The organism is Listeria sp. ILCC797, assembly GCF_900186185.1.
Lineage (GTDB): Bacteria > Bacillota > Bacilli > Lactobacillales > Listeriaceae > Listeria > Listeria goaensis.
The window spans coordinates 13,184-32,861 of the sequence record NZ_FYBS01000003.1 but is presented as its reverse complement, the minus strand read 5'-3'; the positions used below and the strand labels follow the sequence as shown (position 1 = coordinate 32,861).

At 39.6% G+C, this 19,678-nt stretch carries 20 protein-coding genes and 1 riboswitch; of the genes, 19 read left to right on the top strand and 1 reads right to left on the bottom strand.

Going from position 1 to position 19,678, the window contains the following annotated elements; translation table 11 throughout:
- The first annotated feature begins 22 nt into the window (after positions 1–22).
- The 11 genes from xerD (at position 23) to BN1609_RS03935 (ending at position 10,800) form a co-directional block, all read left to right on the top strand.
- Positions 23–916, top strand: a complete 894-nt coding sequence (gene xerD / locus BN1609_RS03985) for a site-specific tyrosine recombinase XerD (protein WP_088816112.1) — start codon at positions 23–25, stop codon at positions 914–916.
- 22 nt (positions 917–938) lie between these two features.
- Positions 939–2,123, top strand: coding sequence for a phosphopentomutase (gene deoB / locus BN1609_RS03980; RefSeq protein ID WP_088809616.1), 1,185 nt, complete (start codon positions 939–941; stop codon positions 2,121–2,123).
- A gap of 21 nt (positions 2,124–2,144) precedes the next feature.
- The gene (locus BN1609_RS03975) at positions 2,145–2,963 is read left to right on the top strand and encodes a purine-nucleoside phosphorylase (RefSeq protein ID WP_088809617.1); all 819 of its coding nucleotides are present in this window, start codon (positions 2,145–2,147) and stop codon (positions 2,961–2,963) included.
- Between the two features lie 134 nt (positions 2,964–3,097).
- The gene (gene lysA / locus BN1609_RS03970; RefSeq protein WP_088840533.1) at positions 3,098–4,408 is read left to right on the top strand and encodes a diaminopimelate decarboxylase; all 1,311 of its coding nucleotides are present in this window, start codon (positions 3,098–3,100) and stop codon (positions 4,406–4,408) included.
- A gap of 4 nt (positions 4,409–4,412) precedes the next feature.
- Complete coding sequence (locus BN1609_RS03965) at positions 4,413–5,159, top strand: segregation/condensation protein A (RefSeq protein ID WP_088809619.1); 747 nt, start codon at positions 4,413–4,415, stop codon at positions 5,157–5,159.
- Positions 5,152–5,739, top strand: coding sequence for an SMC-Scp complex subunit ScpB (scpB, locus tag BN1609_RS03960; RefSeq protein ID WP_088809620.1), 588 nt, complete (start codon positions 5,152–5,154; stop codon positions 5,737–5,739). Before BN1609_RS03965 ends, scpB begins: the two co-directional genes overlap by 8 nt.
- Entirely contained in the window at positions 5,739–6,479 is a 741-nt protein-coding gene (locus BN1609_RS03955; protein ID WP_088809621.1) for a pseudouridine synthase, read from the top strand. The genes scpB and BN1609_RS03955 overlap by 1 nt, the downstream gene beginning before the upstream one ends.
- A 206-nt stretch (positions 6,480–6,685) precedes the next feature.
- Positions 6,686–7,402 (top strand): response regulator transcription factor, encoded by a 717-nt coding sequence (locus BN1609_RS03950; RefSeq protein WP_088809622.1) that lies wholly within the window; start codon positions 6,686–6,688, stop codon positions 7,400–7,402.
- Positions 7,403–7,487: 85 nt separating this feature from the next.
- A complete protein-coding gene (locus BN1609_RS03945) occupies positions 7,488–9,281 on the top strand; it encodes an ATP-binding protein (RefSeq protein WP_088809623.1) in 1,794 nt (597 codons plus the stop codon).
- A 5-nt stretch (positions 9,282–9,286) separates the two neighbouring features.
- On the top strand, positions 9,287–9,811 hold the full coding sequence (locus tag BN1609_RS03940; RefSeq protein WP_088840532.1) for an acyl-CoA thioesterase: 525 nt from the start codon (positions 9,287–9,289) through the stop codon (positions 9,809–9,811).
- A 79-nt stretch (positions 9,812–9,890) separates the two neighbouring features.
- Positions 9,891–10,011: riboswitch (FMN riboswitch) on the top strand.
- A 174-nt stretch (positions 10,012–10,185) separates the two neighbouring features.
- Entirely contained in the window at positions 10,186–10,800 is a 615-nt protein-coding gene (locus BN1609_RS03935) for an ECF transporter S component (RefSeq protein ID WP_088825453.1), read from the top strand.
- On the opposite strand, the gene BN1609_RS03930 is transcribed toward BN1609_RS03935, so the two are convergent.
- Entirely contained in the window at positions 10,801–11,094 is a 294-nt protein-coding gene (locus BN1609_RS03930; RefSeq protein WP_179946620.1) for a ferredoxin, read from the bottom strand.
- 70 nt (positions 11,095–11,164) lie between these two features.
- Between BN1609_RS03930 and BN1609_RS03925 the strand changes: the two genes are divergently transcribed.
- The 8 genes from BN1609_RS03925 to BN1609_RS03890 all read left to right on the top strand — a co-directional run bounded on the left by BN1609_RS03925 (position 11,165) and on the right by BN1609_RS03890 (position 19,663).
- Complete coding sequence (locus BN1609_RS03925; protein ID WP_088816109.1) at positions 11,165–12,160, top strand: helix-turn-helix domain-containing protein; 996 nt, start codon at positions 11,165–11,167, stop codon at positions 12,158–12,160.
- Entirely contained in the window at positions 12,157–13,569 is a 1,413-nt protein-coding gene (locus BN1609_RS03920) for an ATP-dependent DNA helicase RecQ (RefSeq protein ID WP_088809628.1), read from the top strand. Before BN1609_RS03925 ends, BN1609_RS03920 begins: the two co-directional genes overlap by 4 nt.
- Positions 13,570–13,680: 111 nt before the next feature.
- A complete protein-coding gene (locus BN1609_RS03915) occupies positions 13,681–14,400 on the top strand; it encodes a LysM peptidoglycan-binding domain-containing protein (RefSeq protein WP_088809629.1) in 720 nt (239 codons plus the stop codon).
- An 82-nt stretch (positions 14,401–14,482) separates the two neighbouring features.
- Complete coding sequence (locus BN1609_RS03910; protein WP_088809630.1) at positions 14,483–15,460, top strand: asparaginase; 978 nt, start codon at positions 14,483–14,485, stop codon at positions 15,458–15,460.
- A gap of 1 nt (position 15,461) precedes the next feature.
- Positions 15,462–16,133 (top strand): (d)CMP kinase, encoded by a 672-nt coding sequence (cmk, locus tag BN1609_RS03905; protein ID WP_088809631.1) that lies wholly within the window; start codon positions 15,462–15,464, stop codon positions 16,131–16,133.
- 287 nt (positions 16,134–16,420) lie between these two features.
- Positions 16,421–17,569 carry a 30S ribosomal protein S1 gene (rpsA, locus tag BN1609_RS03900; RefSeq protein WP_088809632.1) on the top strand — a complete coding sequence of 383 codons (1,149 nt, stop codon included), beginning with the start codon at positions 16,421–16,423 and terminating at the stop codon, positions 17,567–17,569.
- A 313-nt stretch (positions 17,570–17,882) separates the two neighbouring features.
- A complete protein-coding gene (locus BN1609_RS03895; protein WP_088809633.1) occupies positions 17,883–18,581 on the top strand; it encodes a WxL domain-containing protein in 699 nt (232 codons plus the stop codon).
- 62 nt (positions 18,582–18,643) lie between these two features.
- Positions 18,644–19,663 (top strand): DUF916 and DUF3324 domain-containing protein, encoded by a 1,020-nt coding sequence (locus BN1609_RS03890; RefSeq protein ID WP_088809634.1) that lies wholly within the window; start codon positions 18,644–18,646, stop codon positions 19,661–19,663.
- Positions 19,664–19,678: the final 15 nt, after the last annotated feature.

The following is a 19,678-nucleotide window of genomic DNA, read 5'->3' as shown; positions in this document are numbered from 1 at the left end:
TGAATGGGCAGGAGGCGAGAAAATGAACGATTTAATTGAGGATTTTTTGCATTTTTTATCTGTTGAACGTGGTTTATCGATGAATACGCTTGCTGCCTATAAACGCGACTTGCTTTACTTTGCGAACTTCTACAAGGAAAAATCAAACGATGATGATTTTGAAAAGGTTGGGCGTGAAGATATTGTGGCATTTATTAGTGTGGCTAGAAATGACGGGAAGTCGCCGCGTACGGTGGCACGTTACATTGCATCACTTCGTTCGTTTTTTCATTTTTTACTTCATGATGGTAAAATTAAAGGCGATCCAATGATCCAAATTGAGACGCCAAAACAAGCGCAAAGTTTACCTAAAGTGCTTAGTCTTGCAGAGGTTGAGAAGCTGCTAGATGCGCCAAATACGAATACGCCGCTTGGCTTGCGCGACCAAGTGATGCTTGAGGTGCTTTATGCGACAGGGCTTCGTGTTACTGAGCTGGTGCAACTTAAAATGGATGACCTTCACTTACATATGGGCTTTATTCAAACGATTGGAAAAGGGAACAAAGAGCGTATCATTCCACTTGGGAAAACGGCGACAACGGTTTTGGAAGAATATTTGCGAAACGGTCGACCAAAACTTAGGAAGTCTTCTAATCGAAATGATTTTGTCTTTTTGAATCATCACGGAAACGGGCTTACAAGGCAAGGGTTTTGGAAAATTTTGAAACAACTTGCGAAAAAGACGGGCATTGAAAAACCGATTACCCCGCATACGTTACGGCATTCATTTGCGACACACTTACTTGAAAACGGGGCAGATTTGCGTTCTGTTCAAGAACTGCTTGGTCATTCAGATATTTCGACGACACAAATTTATACACATGTAACAAAGGCGCGTTTAAAAGATGTCTACAAAGAGTTTCATCCGCGCGCATAAATTATAGAAGGGCGATGAGGAAATGGTTGAAAAGTTTAAACGTATTCACGTTGTTGTGATGGATTCAGTTGGGATTGGTGAGGCGCCGGATGCGGCCGAATTTGACGATTTTGGTGTCGATACATTTGGTCATATTGCTGAACACATGAAAGGCTTACACATGCCAGAAATGGGCAAACTGGGCCTCTCCAACATTGAACCCGTTTTAGGCATAGAAAAAGAAGAGAAACCACTTGCCTACTTTACGAAAATGCAAGAAGCGTCGCGTGGGAAAGACACGATGACCGGGCACTGGGAAATTATGGGGCTGTATATTGATACGCCTTTCCGTGTATTTCCTGACGGCTTTCCGGATGCGCTAATTAAGCAGATTGAAGATAAGACGGGGCGGAAAGTAATTGGCAATAAACCTGCGAGCGGTACGGAAATTTTAGATGAGCTCGGCGAGGAACAAATGAAAACCGGCGCACTAATTGTGTACACATCTGCTGATTCGGTGCTGCAAATTGCGGCGCATGAGGATATTATCCCGCTTGAAGAGCTTTACGAAATCTGTGAGTTTTGTCGAGAAATTACGCTTGACGACCCTTACATGCTAGGCCGAATTATTGCACGACCTTATGTCGGGGAACCAGGCGCGTTTAAACGGACGGCGAATCGCCACGACTACGCACTTAAGCCATTTAAACCAACTGTTATGAATGCGCTAAAAGACGGCGGAAAGGATGTCATTGCGATTGGCAAGATTTCCGATATTTTTGACGGGGAAGGTGTCACAGAATCCATCCGTACGAAGTCTAATATGGACGGAATGGACCAACTTGTACAAGTTTTAGACAAACCGTTTGAAGGTATGAGTTTTCTCAATTTAGTTGATTTTGACGCGTTATTCGGTCATCGCCGCGATCCAGAAGGCTACGGACGTGCACTTGAAGAATTCGATGCACGACTTCCAGAAGTATTTGAAAAAATGGCGGAAGACGATTTATTAATGATTACAGCGGATCATGGAAATGATCCCACTTACCGCGGCACCGATCATACGCGTGAATATGTACCACTTCTTGTGTATTCCAAACGCTTTAAAGATGGCGGAAAAGCGTTACCACTTCGCGAAACTTTTGCAGACTTAGGTGCAACGGTTGCTGAAAACTTCGCTGTTAAAATGCCTGAATATGGTAAAAGTTTTTTACACGACTTAAAATAATAGAAAAGAAGGAGTAAAGACATGAGCACTCAAAAAGTGAACGAAGCAGTAGCAAAAATTAGAGAAAGTTATCAAGAACGTCCAACAATTGGACTCATTCTCGGTTCCGGGTTAGGCGTTTTGGCAGATGAAATTGTAAATCCTGTTCAATTATCTTATGATCAAGTGCCACATTTCCCAGTTTCAACGGTAGAAGGGCATGCTGGCCAATTTGTTTTCGGTGAACTTCAAAATAAGCGAGTTGTTGCGATGCAAGGACGCTTTCACTTTTATGAAGGTTATTCCATGCAAGACGTTACGTTCCCTGTTCGCGTGATGAAGGAGCTTGGCGTCGAAATTTTGATTGTGACAAATGCGGCTGGCGGTGTGAACGAGCTTTACAAAGCGGGCGATTTGATGCTGATTTCCGACCATATTAATTTTACGGGAACCAATCCTCTTATTGGAAAAAATGAAGACCATTTTGGCCCCCGCTTTCCGGATATGTCAGAAGCATATCAACTTTCGTTACGCGAAACAGCAAGAAAACTGGCAAACAAATTGGAAATTAACATTCAAGAAGGCGTCTATGCAGGCTTCAGCGGTCCAACATATGAAACGCCAGCCGAAATTCGCATGATGCGCACACTGGGCGCTGACGCCGTTGGAATGTCGACGGTTTCGGAAGTCATTGTGGCAAGACACGCTGGCATGCGCGTTTTAGGGATTTCTTGCATTACAAATATGGCGGCAGGAATTTTAGACCAGCCGTTATCTCACGCCGAAGTTATCGAAACAACTGACAAAGTTAGAAGCACATTTTTAACATACGTCAAAGCAATTGTTGGCGAATTAAATTAATAGGCGTATTCGATACCTTTACTTTTTTTAGTAAAGGTATTTTTATTTAGATTGTTATTGTTTCCGAAGTGCCCTTTATGCTACTATAGTAAAGAACTTAAATTAAATTTCTTTGGTAAAGGTGGGGGATAGGCGTGACATTTGAACGTTTTGGGACTATGAATGTGAATACGGAAGGACATCTAGAAATCGGAGGGGTAGACACATTAAAGTTAGTCGAAGAATTTGGAACCCCTTTATACGTCTATGATGTAGCGCTAATTCGTGAGCGTGCCAGAGGATTTAAGAAAACATTTGAAAAGTTAGGCGTTCGTGCGCAGGTGGCCTATGCAAGTAAAGCATTTTCTTCCATTGCGATTTATGAACTTATGGCAGAGGAAGGCTTATCGCTTGATGTTGTATCAGGCGGTGAACTTTATACGGCGATGAAAGCGAATTTCCCACCTGAACGGATTCATTTCCACGGGAATAATAAAACGGCGGAAGAAATTGAAATGGCGATTGACTATGGCATTGGCTGTATCGTGGTCGATAATTATTATGAAATTGAATTGTTAAAGGAAATACTTGAAAAACGGGCGACTAAAATGTCTGTTTTAGTTCGTGTAACTCCTGGAATTGAAGCGCACACGCATGATTACATATTGACGGGGCAAGATGATTCAAAATTTGGTTTTGGTTTAACAAATGGTCAAGCGGAAGAGGCCATTAAACGCATTTTGGCTGCACCGAATCAATTTGATTTAATCGGGCTTCATTGCCACATTGGTTCCCAAATTTTTGAAACAACAGGGTTTATTATGGCTGCTCATCGCATTATGGAAAAACTGGTGGAGTGGCATGACACATTGCAGTTTGACTCACAAGTTTTAAACTTAGGTGGTGGATTTGGTGTCCGTTATACGGAAGAGGACAAGCCGCTTGAGCCTTCTGAATATGTGAAGGAAATTATCCAAGAAGTGAAGAAAATGGCGAATGAAAATGGGTTGCGCGTTCCTGAAATTTGGATTGAACCGGGCCGCTCGTTAGTGGGGGAAGCGGGAACGACCCTTTATAAAATTGGTTCTAGAAAAGAAGTTCCGGGTGTTAGAGAATATGTTGCGGTTGACGGTGGCATGAGTGATAATATTCGTCCTGCGCTTTACGAGGCACATTATGAAGCTGTGCTTGCGAATGCACCACTACTTGAGACTGAAGAAACTGTTTCAATTGCTGGGAAATGTTGTGAGTCTGGTGACATGTTAATTTGGGATTTGCCGCTTCCAAAATCAAATTCTGGTGATGTGCTAGCGGTATTTTGTACAGGAGCCTACGGTTATGCGATGGCAAGCAACTATAATCGCATTCCACGTCCGCCAGTTGTATTTGTGGAAAATGGTAACGCAAAACTTGTTGTGCGACGCGAATCGTATGAAAATCTAGTGCAAAACGATTTACCGTGGTGAACGCATGATGGAAATGAATTTTAAAGTAGAGGCATTTGAAGGGCCACTTGACTTACTTTTACATCTTATTGGCAAATTGGAAGTGGATATTTATGATATTCCAGTTGCTGAAATTACTGAGCAATATATGGAATACATTCATACAATGCAATTTTTGGAGTTAGATGTGGCAAGCGAATACTTGGTTATGGCGGCTACGCTACTTGCGATTAAGAGTAAGATGTTACTACCAAAACAAGAGCTTGAAGAAGATTTTGACGAGTTTGATCCGGAACTTGACCCGCGTGATGAGTTGATTGAACGTTTAATGGAATATAAACGTTATAAAGAAGCGGCGAAAGATTTAAAGGAAAAGGAAAACGAACGCAGTTTCTACTTTAGTAAAGCGCCGATGGATTTAGGCGAATATGATGATGGCACAACTTCGGTGGAGCTTGACGTGACGCTAAACGATATGCTGGGGGCTTTCAATAAGTTACTGCGTCGGCAAAAACTCAATAAGCCGCTTCATACGCGTATCACCACACAGGAAATTTCTATCGACGCCCGTATGGATGAAGTTTTAGAGAAGCTAAATCAAGTTAAAGGGAAAATGAAATTCGATGATTTGTTCGAAAAAGGAACGAAAGACCAGCTTGTCGTAACTTTTCTTGCACTGCTCGAATTGATGAAGCGAAAATTAATTTCGGTTGAGCAATCTGGAAGCTTAGAAGACTTGTATGTAGAAGGTAGAGGGGAAATTAGTGAATAAAGAGCAACAAATTGGCGTGTTAGAAAGCTTGCTTTTTGCGGCAGGTGATGAGGGGCTTTCGACAAAGCAATTAACGGAAACGATGGAAATCACCTATATTGAAGCATTGAACTTGCTGGAGAGCCTCGGGGAACGCTATGAACAGGACGATTCTCGTGGCCTTATTCTTCTTGAACTTGCTGGGTCTTTTCAGCTTGCTACGAAAAAAGAGCATGCTGAATACTTGCGCAAATTGGTGGAGGCACCACACTCAGGCTCTCTTTCACAAGCTTCTCTTGAAACGCTTGCGATTATTGCGTATAACCAACCGATTACACGTATGGAAGTTGATGAAGTTCGTGGTGTGAAAACGGATGGTCCAATACGCACGCTTGTCGCTAAAGGACTCATAACGGATAGAGGTCGAGCAGACGGAGCTGGCCGTGCCAAGTTATACGTCACAACAAGCGAATTTTTAGATGCCTTTGGTTTGAGTAGTATTGAAGAGCTGCCAAAACTTGCAGAACCTTCGGCGGAACCGGAACAAGATGAATTGGATCTGTTTTTTGATAAATTTAACCGAACGGAGGAAGACGAATAATGGAAAGATTGCAAAAAGCGATTGCAAATGCAGGGGTGACTTCAAGACGAAAAGCAGAAGTGCTTATCCAAGAAGGTAAAGTAAAAGTGAACGGGAAAGTCGTAAAGGAATTAGGCGTGAAGGTCAGTGGTTCTGACCGTATCGAAGTAGAAGGTATTGAAATTACAAAAGAAATTCATCGTTATTTTTTATTTTATAAGCCTAGGGGTGTCGTGTCTGCTGTAACAGATGATAAAGGGCGAAAAGTTGTTTCGGACTATTTTTTGGATATTGAAGAGAGGCTTTATCCAGTGGGAAGACTTGATTATGAAACTTCGGGGTTACTTCTCATGACAAATGACGGAGAATTTGCTAATCTATTAATGCATCCAAAATTTAAAGTGGAGAAAAGATACATTGCTCGCTTAAAAGGAATTCCTGAAAAGATGGCGCTTAGAAATTTAGAACGCGGTGTTATCATTGATGGAAGAAAGACGGCACCAGCCAAAGTGAGAATGCGATCTTTTGATAAAGGAAAAAGTAAATCAATTGTTGAAATTACTATTCATGAAGGTAGAAATCGCCAAGTAAGAAAAATGTTTGAAGCAATTGGTCATCCAGTTCAAAAACTTTCACGTGAAGGTTATGCCTTTTTAGATTTAAGAGGAATGAACGCTGGAGAAAGGCGAGAGCTTAGTCATCATGAAGTTAAACAATTGCAAGCATTTGCCAAATTCGGTCAAAAACCTTCTGGACAATGATAGTTTTTTTCGACAAAGAAAAGTTTCTAATAGCTTGTTTTAAAAAAAACATGTATAATTTAATAGACAAGCTATTTAATAAAGTAGTAAAGGCACTAAAAGAGTATGTGGGTACTATTTTAGCTGCTTATAAAGTTAATCGTGCAGAATGATTCTCTCTAACAGAGTAGATGAAATGCAAATGAGAATGTGGGGGATGAGTACTTATGAGTGATCAAGTAAAAGTGCTTGTTGTTGACGATGAAGATCGTATTCGTCGGCTCTTGAAAATGTATTTGGAAAGAGAAAATTTTCGTATTGAAGAGGCAAGTGATGGTGATCAAGCACTTCATATGGCCTTAAACAATAATTACGAAGTGATATTGCTTGATTTAATGATGCCAGGAAAAGATGGTATCGAAGTTTGTAGAGAACTACGTGAGTATAAGGCGACACCAGTCGTTATGCTAACGGCAAAAGGCGAAGAGGCAAATCGCGTGCAAGGATTTGAAGTGGGGGCAGATGATTATATTGTAAAGCCGTTCAGTCCAAGAGAAGTTGTACTACGCGTTAAGGCTGTTCTTCGGCGCGCAAAACAACAAGACAAAAATTTGTTTTCTGCTACGCCTGGGGATATGATTAATTTCCCTCACCTTAGCATCGATAATGAAGCACACCGAGTTATTGTTGATGGGACTGAAATTAATTTAACACCAAAAGAATATGATTTGTTATATTACTTAGCTAAATCACCAGATAAAGTTTTTGATCGCGAATCACTTTTAAAAGAAGTTTGGCGATATGAATTCTTTGGGGATTTGCGTACAATTGATACACATGTAAAACGTTTAAGAGAAAAATTACTTGATGTTTCTGAAGATGCTGCCAAAATGATTGTAACGGTTTGGGGGCTGGGCTATAAATTTGAAGTCCCAGAAGATTAAGTAAAATAGATGGACAGGTTGAATCGGTTGTGATGGACAACCTTCAAAACCTGTTCATTTTTAGGTTAAAGGGAGGCTTAGTGGGATGAAGTTATGGAATAGCATCGTCGGAAAGATTTGGAGCACAATTATTTTACTTCTAATTGGTGTCCTTGTCATTTGCGGTTTTTTAGTTGCGGTTATTTATGAAAAAAATAATTTCAATGAGATTAAAGCTGAGCTAGACCAAGATGCATCTAAAATCATTGGTGTTATGCATAAAAATGATGCCTTTATTACTGATAACGGGATTGGTAGCGAATCGCTCACGCTACTTGATGATACGATAGGTGTTATTATTTCTAGCGATGGTGAAAGCGTTTATACAAGGCAGTCAACTGATAAGATTTCTAATAATTCTATAGAAAGATTAACGCACAACAAAAAGATTAATGAAGCCTTGGCTGAAAAAGATGAGCCTTTAGAAATGAAATATGATTTTAAAGACAAAGATATGAATTATCCGGTGCAACTCTATGTGAAAAAATTCCAATTGGATAACGGTGAAAGTGGTGTGCTTTATATTTATAAATCATTCCATGATATTTTAAGTGTGACAAAACAAGCAACTAGAACGCTTATATTGGCTGGACTAGGCGCGATTTTAATTACGTCATTCTTATCGTTTGTCTTTTCTTCCAGAATGGCGTTCCCACTTCGGGAGATGAAAAAGATAGCAGTTGCTGTTTCACGGGGGAATTTTGATAATCGTGTGCCGAGCTATACGCATGATGAAATTGGTGATTTGGGACTGGCGTTCAATAATATGGCACAGCAGTTGAAATATAATATTAGTGCACTTCGCCAAGAAAAAGAACAATTATCGAATATTTTAGTTGGAATGGCAGATGGGGTTATAAAATTTAATATCGATAAAACGATTATTTTAAGTAATCCACCAGCTGAAGAATTTTTGCATAACTGGTTTTTCTCTAATGAAAACAACGAGAAAGTTTTAATTCCTAAAAAATTAGAAGAGATGCTTGATGAGATTTTGCGCAGTCGAGATGAACAAGTTGGCGAAATTACGTTTGGAGATCAGACGTATGTAGCGATTTTAACGTTGCTTTATAACGGAGAAAATGTTCGTAGTATTGTAGCTGTTATTCGTGATATGACCGAAGAGAAGCGACTTGAGAAAATGAAAAGCGATTTTGTTAGCAATATCTCGCATGAACTTAGAACACCGATTTCTATGTTGCAAGGTTATAGTGAGGCGATTATTGATGGTGTTGCTCAAACAGATGAGGAAGTACGGGAGTTTGCACAAATTATTTATGAGGAGTCGCTTCGAATTGGCCGTCTAGTCAATGATATGCTAGACCTTGCACGAATGGAAGCAGGCTTTACACAGCTAGATAGGCGAGAAATGAAAATCGCACCGTTTATTTCAAAAGTTGTATCTAACTTCGAAGTTTTAGCAAAAGAAAATTTTGTTGAATTAAAAGTGGAGGTTGATGATAATGATTTAGTCTATTACTTCGATGTCGATCGTCTTGAGCAAGTGCTTATTAATTTAATCATGAATGCCATTCGTCACACCGGACGAGAAGGCTATCACGGCGTTGTCACCGTTCGTGAGCATGCTGATTATGCAAATGGGCAGTTGTTAGTTATTGTCAGTGACAATGGTAGCGGAATTCCAGAAGAGGATATCCCGTACTTGTTTGAACGCTTTTATAAAGCAGATAAAGCAAGAACGCGCAGCAAAGCAGGCACCGGAATTGGCTTAGCCATTGTTAAAAACATCGTGGAGGCACATAATGGTAATATTACAGTAGAAAGTACAGTAGGCGTAGGCTCATCGTTCATTATTAGCCTGCCGCTAAAAAGGAGTTAGTTAAATTGTCCAATCGAGAACAAAAATTTTGCAAAGAATCCCGTGTTATTAAAACAAGCCGTGTGTTTCCACAAGATACAAATAACCATAGCACCCTTTTTGGGGGAAAACTGATGACGTATATTGACGACACAGCGTCGATTAGTGCGTCTAGACACTGCCGTGTTGGCATTGTTACGGCTTCAACCGATTCAGTTGACTTTCTTCGTCCCATTAAAAGTGATCATTCTGTTTGTCTTGAATCATATGTGGCAGCAGTTGGACGTTCTTCAATGGAAATTTTCGTTAAGGTGATTTCTGAAAACTTAAAGACAGGCGATCGCTATTTAGCGGCCACATCATTTTTGACTTTTGTTGCCATTGATGATGACGGAAAAACAGTTGAAGTGCCGGAAATAGTGCCGGAAAGTGCTGAAGAAAAAATGATTCATGCGGGGCGTGAGGCGCGGGCGAATGCCAGAAAAGAACGTCTAAAAGCAAGCCGAGTGCTTGCCGAATCATTAAATACCGAAGTCTTATGGCTATTTTAAACAAAAAAAGGTTGCTAATTTTTACTTTCATGGTAAAATATTAAATGATTCATCATCTTTTTGGTGAAAATAAAATATCGTTCATCTTCGGGGCAGGGTGTAATTCCCGACCGGTGGTAATAGTCCACGATCTGTTTTTAACAGGTGACTCTGGTGCAATTCCAGGACCGACAGTATAGTCTGGATGGGAGAGGATGTTGGCAGCCTTTTTGGCTTGTCTGCAAATGAACATTTACATGAGTTTGGCGTTTTTACGCCCAGCTTGTTTAGATATTCACAAACCTCTCTAATGCTAAAGATTAGAGAGGTTTTTTTGTTAGACGGTTAAATGGGCACCGTATTTTCTTTGGATGGACAAAAGAGGAGAGTTACTCATGAGAAATTACTCGATGAAAACTTTTGTTAGTGTTGCAGTGCTTGGTACGCTGGCCTTTGTCATTATGCTTTTGCAATTTCCGATTTTACCAAGTGCACCATTTCTAAAGCTGGATTTTAGTGATATTCCAGCGCTAATTGGTGGTTTAATGTTTGGACCGCTCGCAATCATTTTAATTGAACTCATTAAAAATGTTTTGGAATTTATCGTTTCAGGAAGCCCAGTTGGCGTGCCTGTTGGTGAAATTTCCAATTTCTTATCTGGTATTTGTTTCACTTTACCGATTTATTATTTATACCGTCATTTTCGCGGAACGAAGGGGCTTATTTTCGCAACAGGTGTTGGAACAATATGTTTGACAGTAGTGTCGACAATTTACAATTATTTTGTATTATTGCCATTTTATATATCGCTTGGCGGTCTTCCAGCATCTACAGATATTTTTGGACTTATTATAGCAGCGATTATTCCATTTAATTTATTAAAAGGTGTAATTGTGAGTGCTGGCTTCTTGCTTCTTTATGCGCCAATGAAGAATTTCATTATTAAAAATCAATCGCCAAAAGAACGGAAAAAGCATGAAAAAAAGCGTCATGAGGTTCATAACGCTTAATTAGGAATCGAATCGATGCGGATTGCCATTAAACGGGCGGTCCGCTATTTTTATGGATAATGATGGGCAGTTTAATTCGGCTTCTGCTGCTTGGTCCTCGTCGCGTTCAAAAATCGGCTGTGTTCCCGAATTGTCATCAAGCAAATTAAACGCGAGCCCATCAGTATTATAGTCGAAAATTTGCGGCGCATGAAGCGCACAAGCTCCGCACGCAATGCAGGTGTCCTGGTCAACAATGGCGTATTTTCCCACTTGACTACCCCTTTCTGCCAAAATATAGATTAAGTATAACATATTTTTTTCAAAAAACAGATGTCGAACAAACGTTTCTATGTTATGATAACGAGAGAATGGAGGCGGAAATTTGGATAGACTAGATGAATATCTCCTATTTATGGTTCATACTTTTGGACGGGCACGGAAAAAGCCATTTTTATATGCGGTCGTAACCGGAAAACGAACGGGACAAGCGGTAACGGACACACACCTTTTTCGGGCTAAAAATTATTTTGGACTAGCCCCATTTTTAAAAGAAGAAGTGTTTTTGTTGCGGCTACACGGTTTAGAAGAAGCGGGATTCATTCGAATAGACGAATCAGGCGTTGTTCCCGTGACGGAATTAGATCCACCAACTTATTTTATTGAAAATGAATGGAATGGCTTTTTTATGCAAGATTTGCCACATCATTTTTTTGAGCATTTACTCCTCGCGGTGCAAGTTGTTAGCAATAAGCATCATCAAAATAGGCATTATTTGCCGATTGTGCGCAACAAAAAAACACAAATTTGGATAAAACGCTGGTTAAATCGGCATAAAAATGAACATGATTTAGCTGAAAAGCTATTTTTAGAATTAAAAATGTGGTTAGAGAGGCCGGATATTACATATCAAGATTTATACGTTGGACGCTTTTCAGGCGGCGACCGAATCGGCGAAACAGCGATGCAAATTTGTGAACGTTTGGAAGTGCCGCTCTGGAATGGCTATTTTGAATGGTTACGCGGTTTGCATGTGCTACACGCTAAAAAAACAGATTTTCCCCTTTTAAGTGAGTTCATGTGCGCGGATCAGGCGTTGCTTACGAAATCGGGCTTAGCGACATATGAATTGTTCCAAAGCGGGCAAACGTTTGAACAAATTGTGCAGCGGCGTAGGTTGAAAAAAAGCACAATTGAAGATCATTTTGTGGAAATTCAGGCGACTTTTCCGCATTTGACGGTCCCTTTTAGGCCAGATGATGCTGTGCTTTTGAAGCTTTCTGAACACTCCTTTTTAACTTTAAAGGAAATGAAAGAATTTATGCCAGATTTGAGTTATTTTGAGCTTAGACTTGCTGTCGTTTCCGAGGTGAAATCATGAATTTAGAGCTAGAGTTAAAGAATTATTTAGGTTTTGATACGTTTCGAAGCGGACAAAAGGAAATTATTGAGGCAGCGCTTTCTGGGCGTGATGTATTTGCGATGTTGCCGACTGGAACAGGGAAGACGCTCTGTTATCAATTAGCGGGGCATTTACTAGACGGGCTTGTGATTGTCGTTTCGCCGCTGTTAAGTTTAATGCAAGATCAGGTGGAGCGAATGCGCGCGGGCGGCGAAAAACGGGTCGCGGCATTAAATAGTTTTCTTTCTTTTCCGGAGAAAAAAGCGATTTTAGCGAATCTTAACGCGTATAAGTTTCTGTTTCTTTCGCCTGAAATGCTCGCTAGTGAGGAAATTCGGGCCGTGATTTTAAACCAAAAATTAGCCTTGTTTGTCATCGATGAAGCGCATTGTATTTCGCAGTGGGGGCACGATTTTCGGCCGGATTATTTATATTTAGGGGAGTTTCGTAAGCTGTCTAATTACCCGCCGACGATGATTTTAACGGCGACGGCGACAGAAATGGTTCGAGGGGATATTTTAAAACAATTACATATGGAAGAAATCGAGTCGTTTATTTATTCCGTGAACCGTCCGAATATTGCACTTTCCGTTCAAAAATTCAATGGAAGACAAGAAAAAATGGAAGCACTTCTAGAGTGGGTGCGTAAACTTTCTGGTCCTGGTATTCTATATTTTTCAAGCAAACGTTTGGCAGAAGAAGTCGCTTTTCAGTTGCGGAATGAGTTTCATTTGACGGCGGCGCATTATCATGGCGATATGGAAGCTTCCGACCGCATTGTTATTCAGCAACAGTTTGTCGCGGGTGTTTTAGACATCATTTGCGCCACGAGTGCTTTCGGAATGGGCATCGACAAGCCGGATATTCGCTACGTCATTCATTATCACATGCCAGCTGATTTAGAAGCTTATGTTCAAGAAATTGGCCGGGCTGGGCGTGACGGCGAGCCAAGTCTTGCCATTTTGCTGTATGCAAACGGAGATGAAAATTTACAAAGACAACTTGCGGATAAAGATGCGCCTGATGTGGCGTTGCTGAAGCTTCCAGAAAATCTACGCGATACGCTTCCTGAAACCGAAAAAAGACTGTTAGACTACTTTGCCCGTTCTGGACTTTCCGAACAGGAAATTGTGACAAAAATGGAATACCGCAAAGCTTGGAAATTGGAAAACTTAAAGAAATTTATGGGGTACTTGCAAGAGTCAAGTTGTCGCCGGGAATACATTATGCGCTATTTTTCCGAGAAAGAACAACCTGTCAAATTACCTGGTACATGTTGTGACTTGGACGTTTTAGACTTAGAACCATATATGAAACAATTGGGAGAGGGACCTAGGCGACAAGCGTTTGACTGGGAAGCTATCCTCGGAAAATTGTTTTTAGAATGATTTTTTTAAAAGAAATTAGCTCTAAAGGTTGTTGAATGTTACGTTTATAGGTATAATTATTTCAGGGATGTTTCAATATCCATGTTAGTTTGGAACGAAGGAGGAACGTAGATGGCTAGAAGAAAACGAGGCAAACGTAATTATACGGAGTCCGACGATTATTATAACGATTATTACGATGAAGAGGATGAGTTTGATAATGAACCTCCGATGTTATCTAGATCTGATAGTAGAAGAAAACAGAAAAAAGGTTTCTTTAAATATCCGTTATTAAATGTTTTGATTGTATTCTTTCTTCTGATTCCGATTGTATCTATTATTGTTTTTTTAGCTGTTCAAAATGCTGGCACGCCAGATAATGAAGTTAAAGAGGAAAAAAATGTTACGGTAGATAGCAATAAAAAGGCAAAAGAGGAAGCGGCTGAAAAGGAAAAAGCAGCGGAAGAAAAGAAAGCTGCTGATGAAAAAGCAGCCAAAGAAGCGGAAGCGAAAAAAGTAGCGGATGCGAAAGCGGCCGAAGAAGCGAAACAAGCTGAGGAAGCAAAAAAAGCGGAAGAAGCACAACAACAGGCAGCACAAGAAGAAGCTGACCGAAAAGCAGCGGAAGAAAAGGCTGCTGCAGATGCGAAAGCGGCTGAGGAAGCAAAACAACAGCAAGAGCAAGCGGCTAAAAGTACACATACGGTACAAAGTGGCGAAACACTCTACAGAATAGCTGTCAATGCTTATGGTTCTGCTGGTGCTGCAAGCGGTGTTGAAAAGATCAAACAAGCGAACGGCTTAACAAGTAATAATGTTCCAATTGGGACAGTACTTAAAATTCCACAATAAGATTAAAAAAGAATGAGCATGACTCGGAAAAGTTTTTTCCAAAAGCGCTCGTTCTTTTTATGGGAAAAATGGAGGTGTATGTATGGCGAAAATTGCATTGATTACAACTGGCGGAACAATCGCAAGTAAGAAAGCAGAATCAGGAAAGCTTGCTTCAGGTGAGCTTACTGGTGAGGAACTTGTTGAATTATGTGAGTTACCTCGTGAAATTGAAGTAGATATTTATTCTACTTTCCAATTGCCATCCATGCATATTACAAAAGAAAATTTGGCAGAGCTCGCAAAGCTCGTAATGAAAATTTTTGAAGATGAAAGTTATGATGGAGTCGTTGTAACACATGGTACGGATTCGCTCGAAGAAACTTCTTATTTTCTTGATTTGGCAGTAACGGACGAACGCCCAGTCGTGTTAACGGGTTCACAGCGCGGCCCCGAGGAAATGGGAACAGATTCTTATATTAATATTCGTCATGCGGTTTATACAGCTAGTGAACCACTCCTTCAAAATGCAGGAACTGTTGTTGTATTTAATGAACGAATTTTTGCAGCTCGGTATGTAAAAAAGGTGCATGCTTCTAATATTCAAGGTTTTAGTTCATTTGGTTTTGGCTATTTAGGAATTATTGACAATGATAAAGTTTTTATTTATCAAAAACCTGTTGAGCATGAATGCTATCCACTACAAGAAGCGCTCTCTGATGTTGTGATTATTAAATGCTATTTAGATGCAGATGGATTTTTTATCGATTCTGCCATTGCAAAAAATGTAGCTGGAATTGTTCTAGAGGGTGTTGGTAGAGGACAAGTAGCCCCCAAAATGATGCCCGCGATAAAACGTGCCATTGAAAATGGAATACCCGTTGTGATTACAACAAGTGCGGAAGAAGGGAATGTCTATACGACATATGATTATTTAGGTAGTACATATGATCTTCTAAATCATGGCGTTCTTTTGGGTGGCGATTATGATAGTAAGAAAGCGCGAATGCGGCTAATGGTTTTACTTGCGGCAAATGTAGAAATAAATCAAACTAACTTTAGTGAACTGAAAGGGTTTTAATATGACTAAAAAGATTTGTATTGCGATTGATGGACCTGCTGCTGCAGGAAAAAGCACTGTAGCTAAAATCGTCGCTAAAAAATTAAGTTTTATTTACATTGATACAGGGGCGATGTACCGGGCGGTTACCTACCTCGCATGGGAAAATAAAATTGATTATACAGATGAAACAACTTTGGCTAGTTTGCTACAAAAAACGATGATTCGTTTTGAGCCAGGAGAAGTGCAACAAGTGTTTCTTAATGATGAAAATGTTACGGAAGTCATTCGTTCAAATGAAGTGACAAATCATGTTTCGATTGTCGCGGCTCACCCCGCTATTCGAATTGAGCTCCAAAAGCGGCAACAAGTTTTTGCTGAAGAGGGTGGCATTGTAATGGACGGCCGCGATATTGGGACGGCTGTTCTACCACAAGCAGAACTCAAGATTTTTCTCTTGGCTAGTGTTCAGGAACGTGCTGAAAGACGCTTTAAAGAGAACAAGGCAAAAGGGTTTGACGTCGATATGGATCAATTGAAGAAAGAAATTGAAGCGCGCGACCATTTAGATTATACGCGCGACCATTCTCCACTTAAGAAAGCAGATGATGCAATAGTTGTTGATACGACAAGTATGACGATTGATGAAGTCGCAACAAAAATTTTATCACTTGCTAAACAAACAATGGATTAAAGAGTATATTTTCCAAAAAAAGGCCTAAACGGAATGGCCTTTTTTTATTATAAAAAAACTTGACAAATTGTGGCAATTATAGGATGTTAGAAGAGAGATTTTTTTAAATCTAAAAATCTTTTAGGATTTTCTTGCAAAAAATCAAGTGTTATTAACAACGATGGATACGTGTATCATTTGCGACAAATGTTGCTGAGTGATTTCATGAGGAAATTTTTTGAAGCTTGTCACTTCTTTTGCACTTACAGAAAGTCCTAATTCGACAAACGAATTGAGGAGGGCTACACATGTCTGATGAATTGAGTAATGTGGAAGTTAGGAATTTTGAAGAAGGAGACAAAGTCACCGGTACAGTTACAAGCGTAGAAGAAAAACAAGTCTACGTAGGTATTCCCGATAGCAAACTGGATGGTGTTGTTCCAATCAGTGAACTTTCAAATGTACATGTGGAATCAGCTTCTGACGTAGTTAAAGTTGGAGACACATTAGATTTAATCGTAACTAAAGTAGAGGAAGATGTACTTGTCCTATCTAAACGTAAAGTAGATGCTTTAAAAGCAGTCGATGATATTCAAGCTAAATTTGAATCTGGTGAAGTATTTGATGCCGTTGTGAGTGACGTTGTCAAAGGTGGTTTAGTAGTTGACCTAGGCGTGCGCGCATTTGTACCAGCTTCTTTAGTGGAAGACCATTTTGTCGAAGATTTCTCTGATTACAAAGGAAAAACGATTGCATTTAAAGTCGTTGAGTTTGAACCGGAAAATAACCGTGTTATTTTAAGCCATCGCGCGATTGTGGAAGAAGAAAAAGAAGCGAAGAAAAAAGAGATTCTAGCAAACATTAAGGAAGGCGATGTACTTACTGGTACAGTAGAACGTCTTGCTGGCTTTGGCGCGTTTGTTGATTTAGGCGGCGTGGATGGCCTAGTTCATATTTCGCAAATTTCTTACCAACACATTTCAACTCCAGGAGAAGTTTTATCTGAAGGACAATCTGTTCAAGTAAAAGTAATCGGAATTGATCCGGCGAATGAACGAATTTCACTTTCCATTAAAGAAACAGAACCAGGTCCGTGGGATAATATTAATGAGAAAGCACCTGTTGGCTCAGTCCTTAAAGGAAAAGTCATGCGTCTTGTATCGTTTGGTGCGTTTGTTGAACTTTTCCCTGGCGTAGAAGGCTTAGTTCATATTTCGCAAATTGCGCATAAACATATTGGCACACCGAATGAAGTTTTATCTGAAGGTGAAGAGGTGGAAGTAAAAGTTCTTGATGTGAATGAAAGTGAGAAACGTTTATCGCTTAGCATTAAGGCGCTTCAAGAAGAGCCAGTTGAAGAAGCGGACTATGAACTTCCAGAAGAAAGCACAGGCTTCCAATTGGGTGATTTAATTGGGGACCGACTAAAAGATATTCAAAATCATGATGATAAATAATTTAAAAGAAGCCAATTTTTCAAAATGACACAAAATTGGCTTCTTTTTTTTATGCGCGAAATGTTTTCAGTATGTGTAATTTGGGGTATAGACTTATATATTGATATTTAATAACGAAAAATAAAATCCGGGGAAGTCACACTTTGTTCACATTTGTATGAATGGTTGGCTTAACTGCGTTTCGAGTGTTTCTAAAATGAAAAAATGTAAAATTTCGCTTTGAAAACCTGAATCTGATAAAAAATGCTATTGTCAAGAAAAAAGACATCACCTATAATGTTGTTATCAACTACAAAGGAGTTAGATTTAACACATGAAAAAAACAACAGCTTTATTAGCAGGTTTAGGAACAACAGTCTTAGTAACATCATTATTGCCTGTAACATCATTTGCAGCTGATAAAACGGCAGAATCAAATGCGAACATTACATTTATTGCGGGTACTGGACCAGTTGCCCCTGTAGATCCACTAAATCCAGTTAATCCATTAAATCCAGATGATCCAGAAAATCCGACAGATTCACCAACAGGGGATACAGGTGCTTTGACGCTTGATTATGTTTCTTCTATTCATTTTGGATCGCACGAAGTTTCAAGTGCATCCGAAGTTTACTCTGCTATTTCTAAAAAACCTTTTATTCAAGTTTCAGATAGACGTGGAACAGGTGCTGGTTGGTCTGTTTCAGCTACAGCGAGCAAATTTACAGATGGCACAAACGAGTCACTTCGCGGAGCTAAGATTAAATTTGAAAATGGTGAGGCTGTAACAGGTTCTTCAACTTCAAATGCTCCAGTAAGCAGACAATCTGTAGAACTTCCAACTGATGGTACAACAAGCGCTTCTGTTATGATAGCCAGTTCTAATCAAGGTATGGGAACTTGGATTAACAGATGGATGGCCGCAGGCGATACAAATGAAAAAGTATCCATCGAAGTTCCAGGTGGTTCAGCCACTGTAGGAAGCCATCAAGCAAAAATTACGTGGAAACTAACAGACGCACCCGGCGTATAAACCTTTTATGCGGGCTGCTGCTTAAAAAGCAGCAGTCTTTATTTTTTAGTAGGGGGAAGAAAATGAAAAAATTTTTCTTAGTAATCGCAACTACATTAACCGTGATTTTGTTTGCTCCAAACATAACCGCACATGCTGAGGATGTTGATTATTCTGTTCAAGCTATTATTCCAGAAAATCAAATTGATAAAAAACAAGGTTACTTTGATTTACGTATGCAACCACTTATGGAGCAGAGACTTCAAGTGAAAGTATTTAACAGTTCAAATCATGAAATTAAAGTTAAACAAGACGTAACTTATGCGTCAACAAATAAGAGTGGTATGATAGACTACTCAAAAAAAAGCTTGAAAAAAGCAGATGAAAGTTTAAAAGTACCGCTTCCAAAAATCGCAGAAGTCATAGAGGATAACATTACAATCCCAGCAAATAGCTTTAAAGATGTTTGGATTAATGTGAAAATGCCGAAAGAAAGTTTTGATGGCATCATTTTAGGCGCTGTTGAATTTACACAAGTTAATGAAGAAGTGGATGATAAAAAGGAATCAGGATTAAGTATTGAAAATGAATATTCTTACGTAGTGGGAATTCAACTTTCTGAAACTGCAAAGAAAATTGAACCTAACTTAAATTTATTAAATGTAAAAGCAGGCTTAGATAATTATCGAACATCTGTAAGTGCCGTTTTACAAAATGATCAGCCAGTCATTTTAGATCATTTATCGGTCGATGCAAAAGTATATAAAAAAGGTGAAAATAAAGTTCTTCATGAAACAGCAAAAACAGACTTAAAGATGGCACCAAACTCAAATTTTGGCTATGCTATTGATTGGGAAAATCAGCCCCTTGAAGAAGGAACTTATGTTTTAAAATTAAAAGCTGATAATGGAAGCGAAACGTGGAATTTTACAAAAGAATTTAAAATTGGAAATGATGCAAAAGATTTAAATAAAAAAGCAGTCGATGTTGAGAAAAATTATTTATGGTGGTGGATAATTGGCGGAGCATTGGCGATTGCTATCGTGCTTCTTATCATCTGGTTCATCGTGCGTCGCAAGAACAAAAAGGATGATGAGGATTAAAGGAGTGAGTACTTT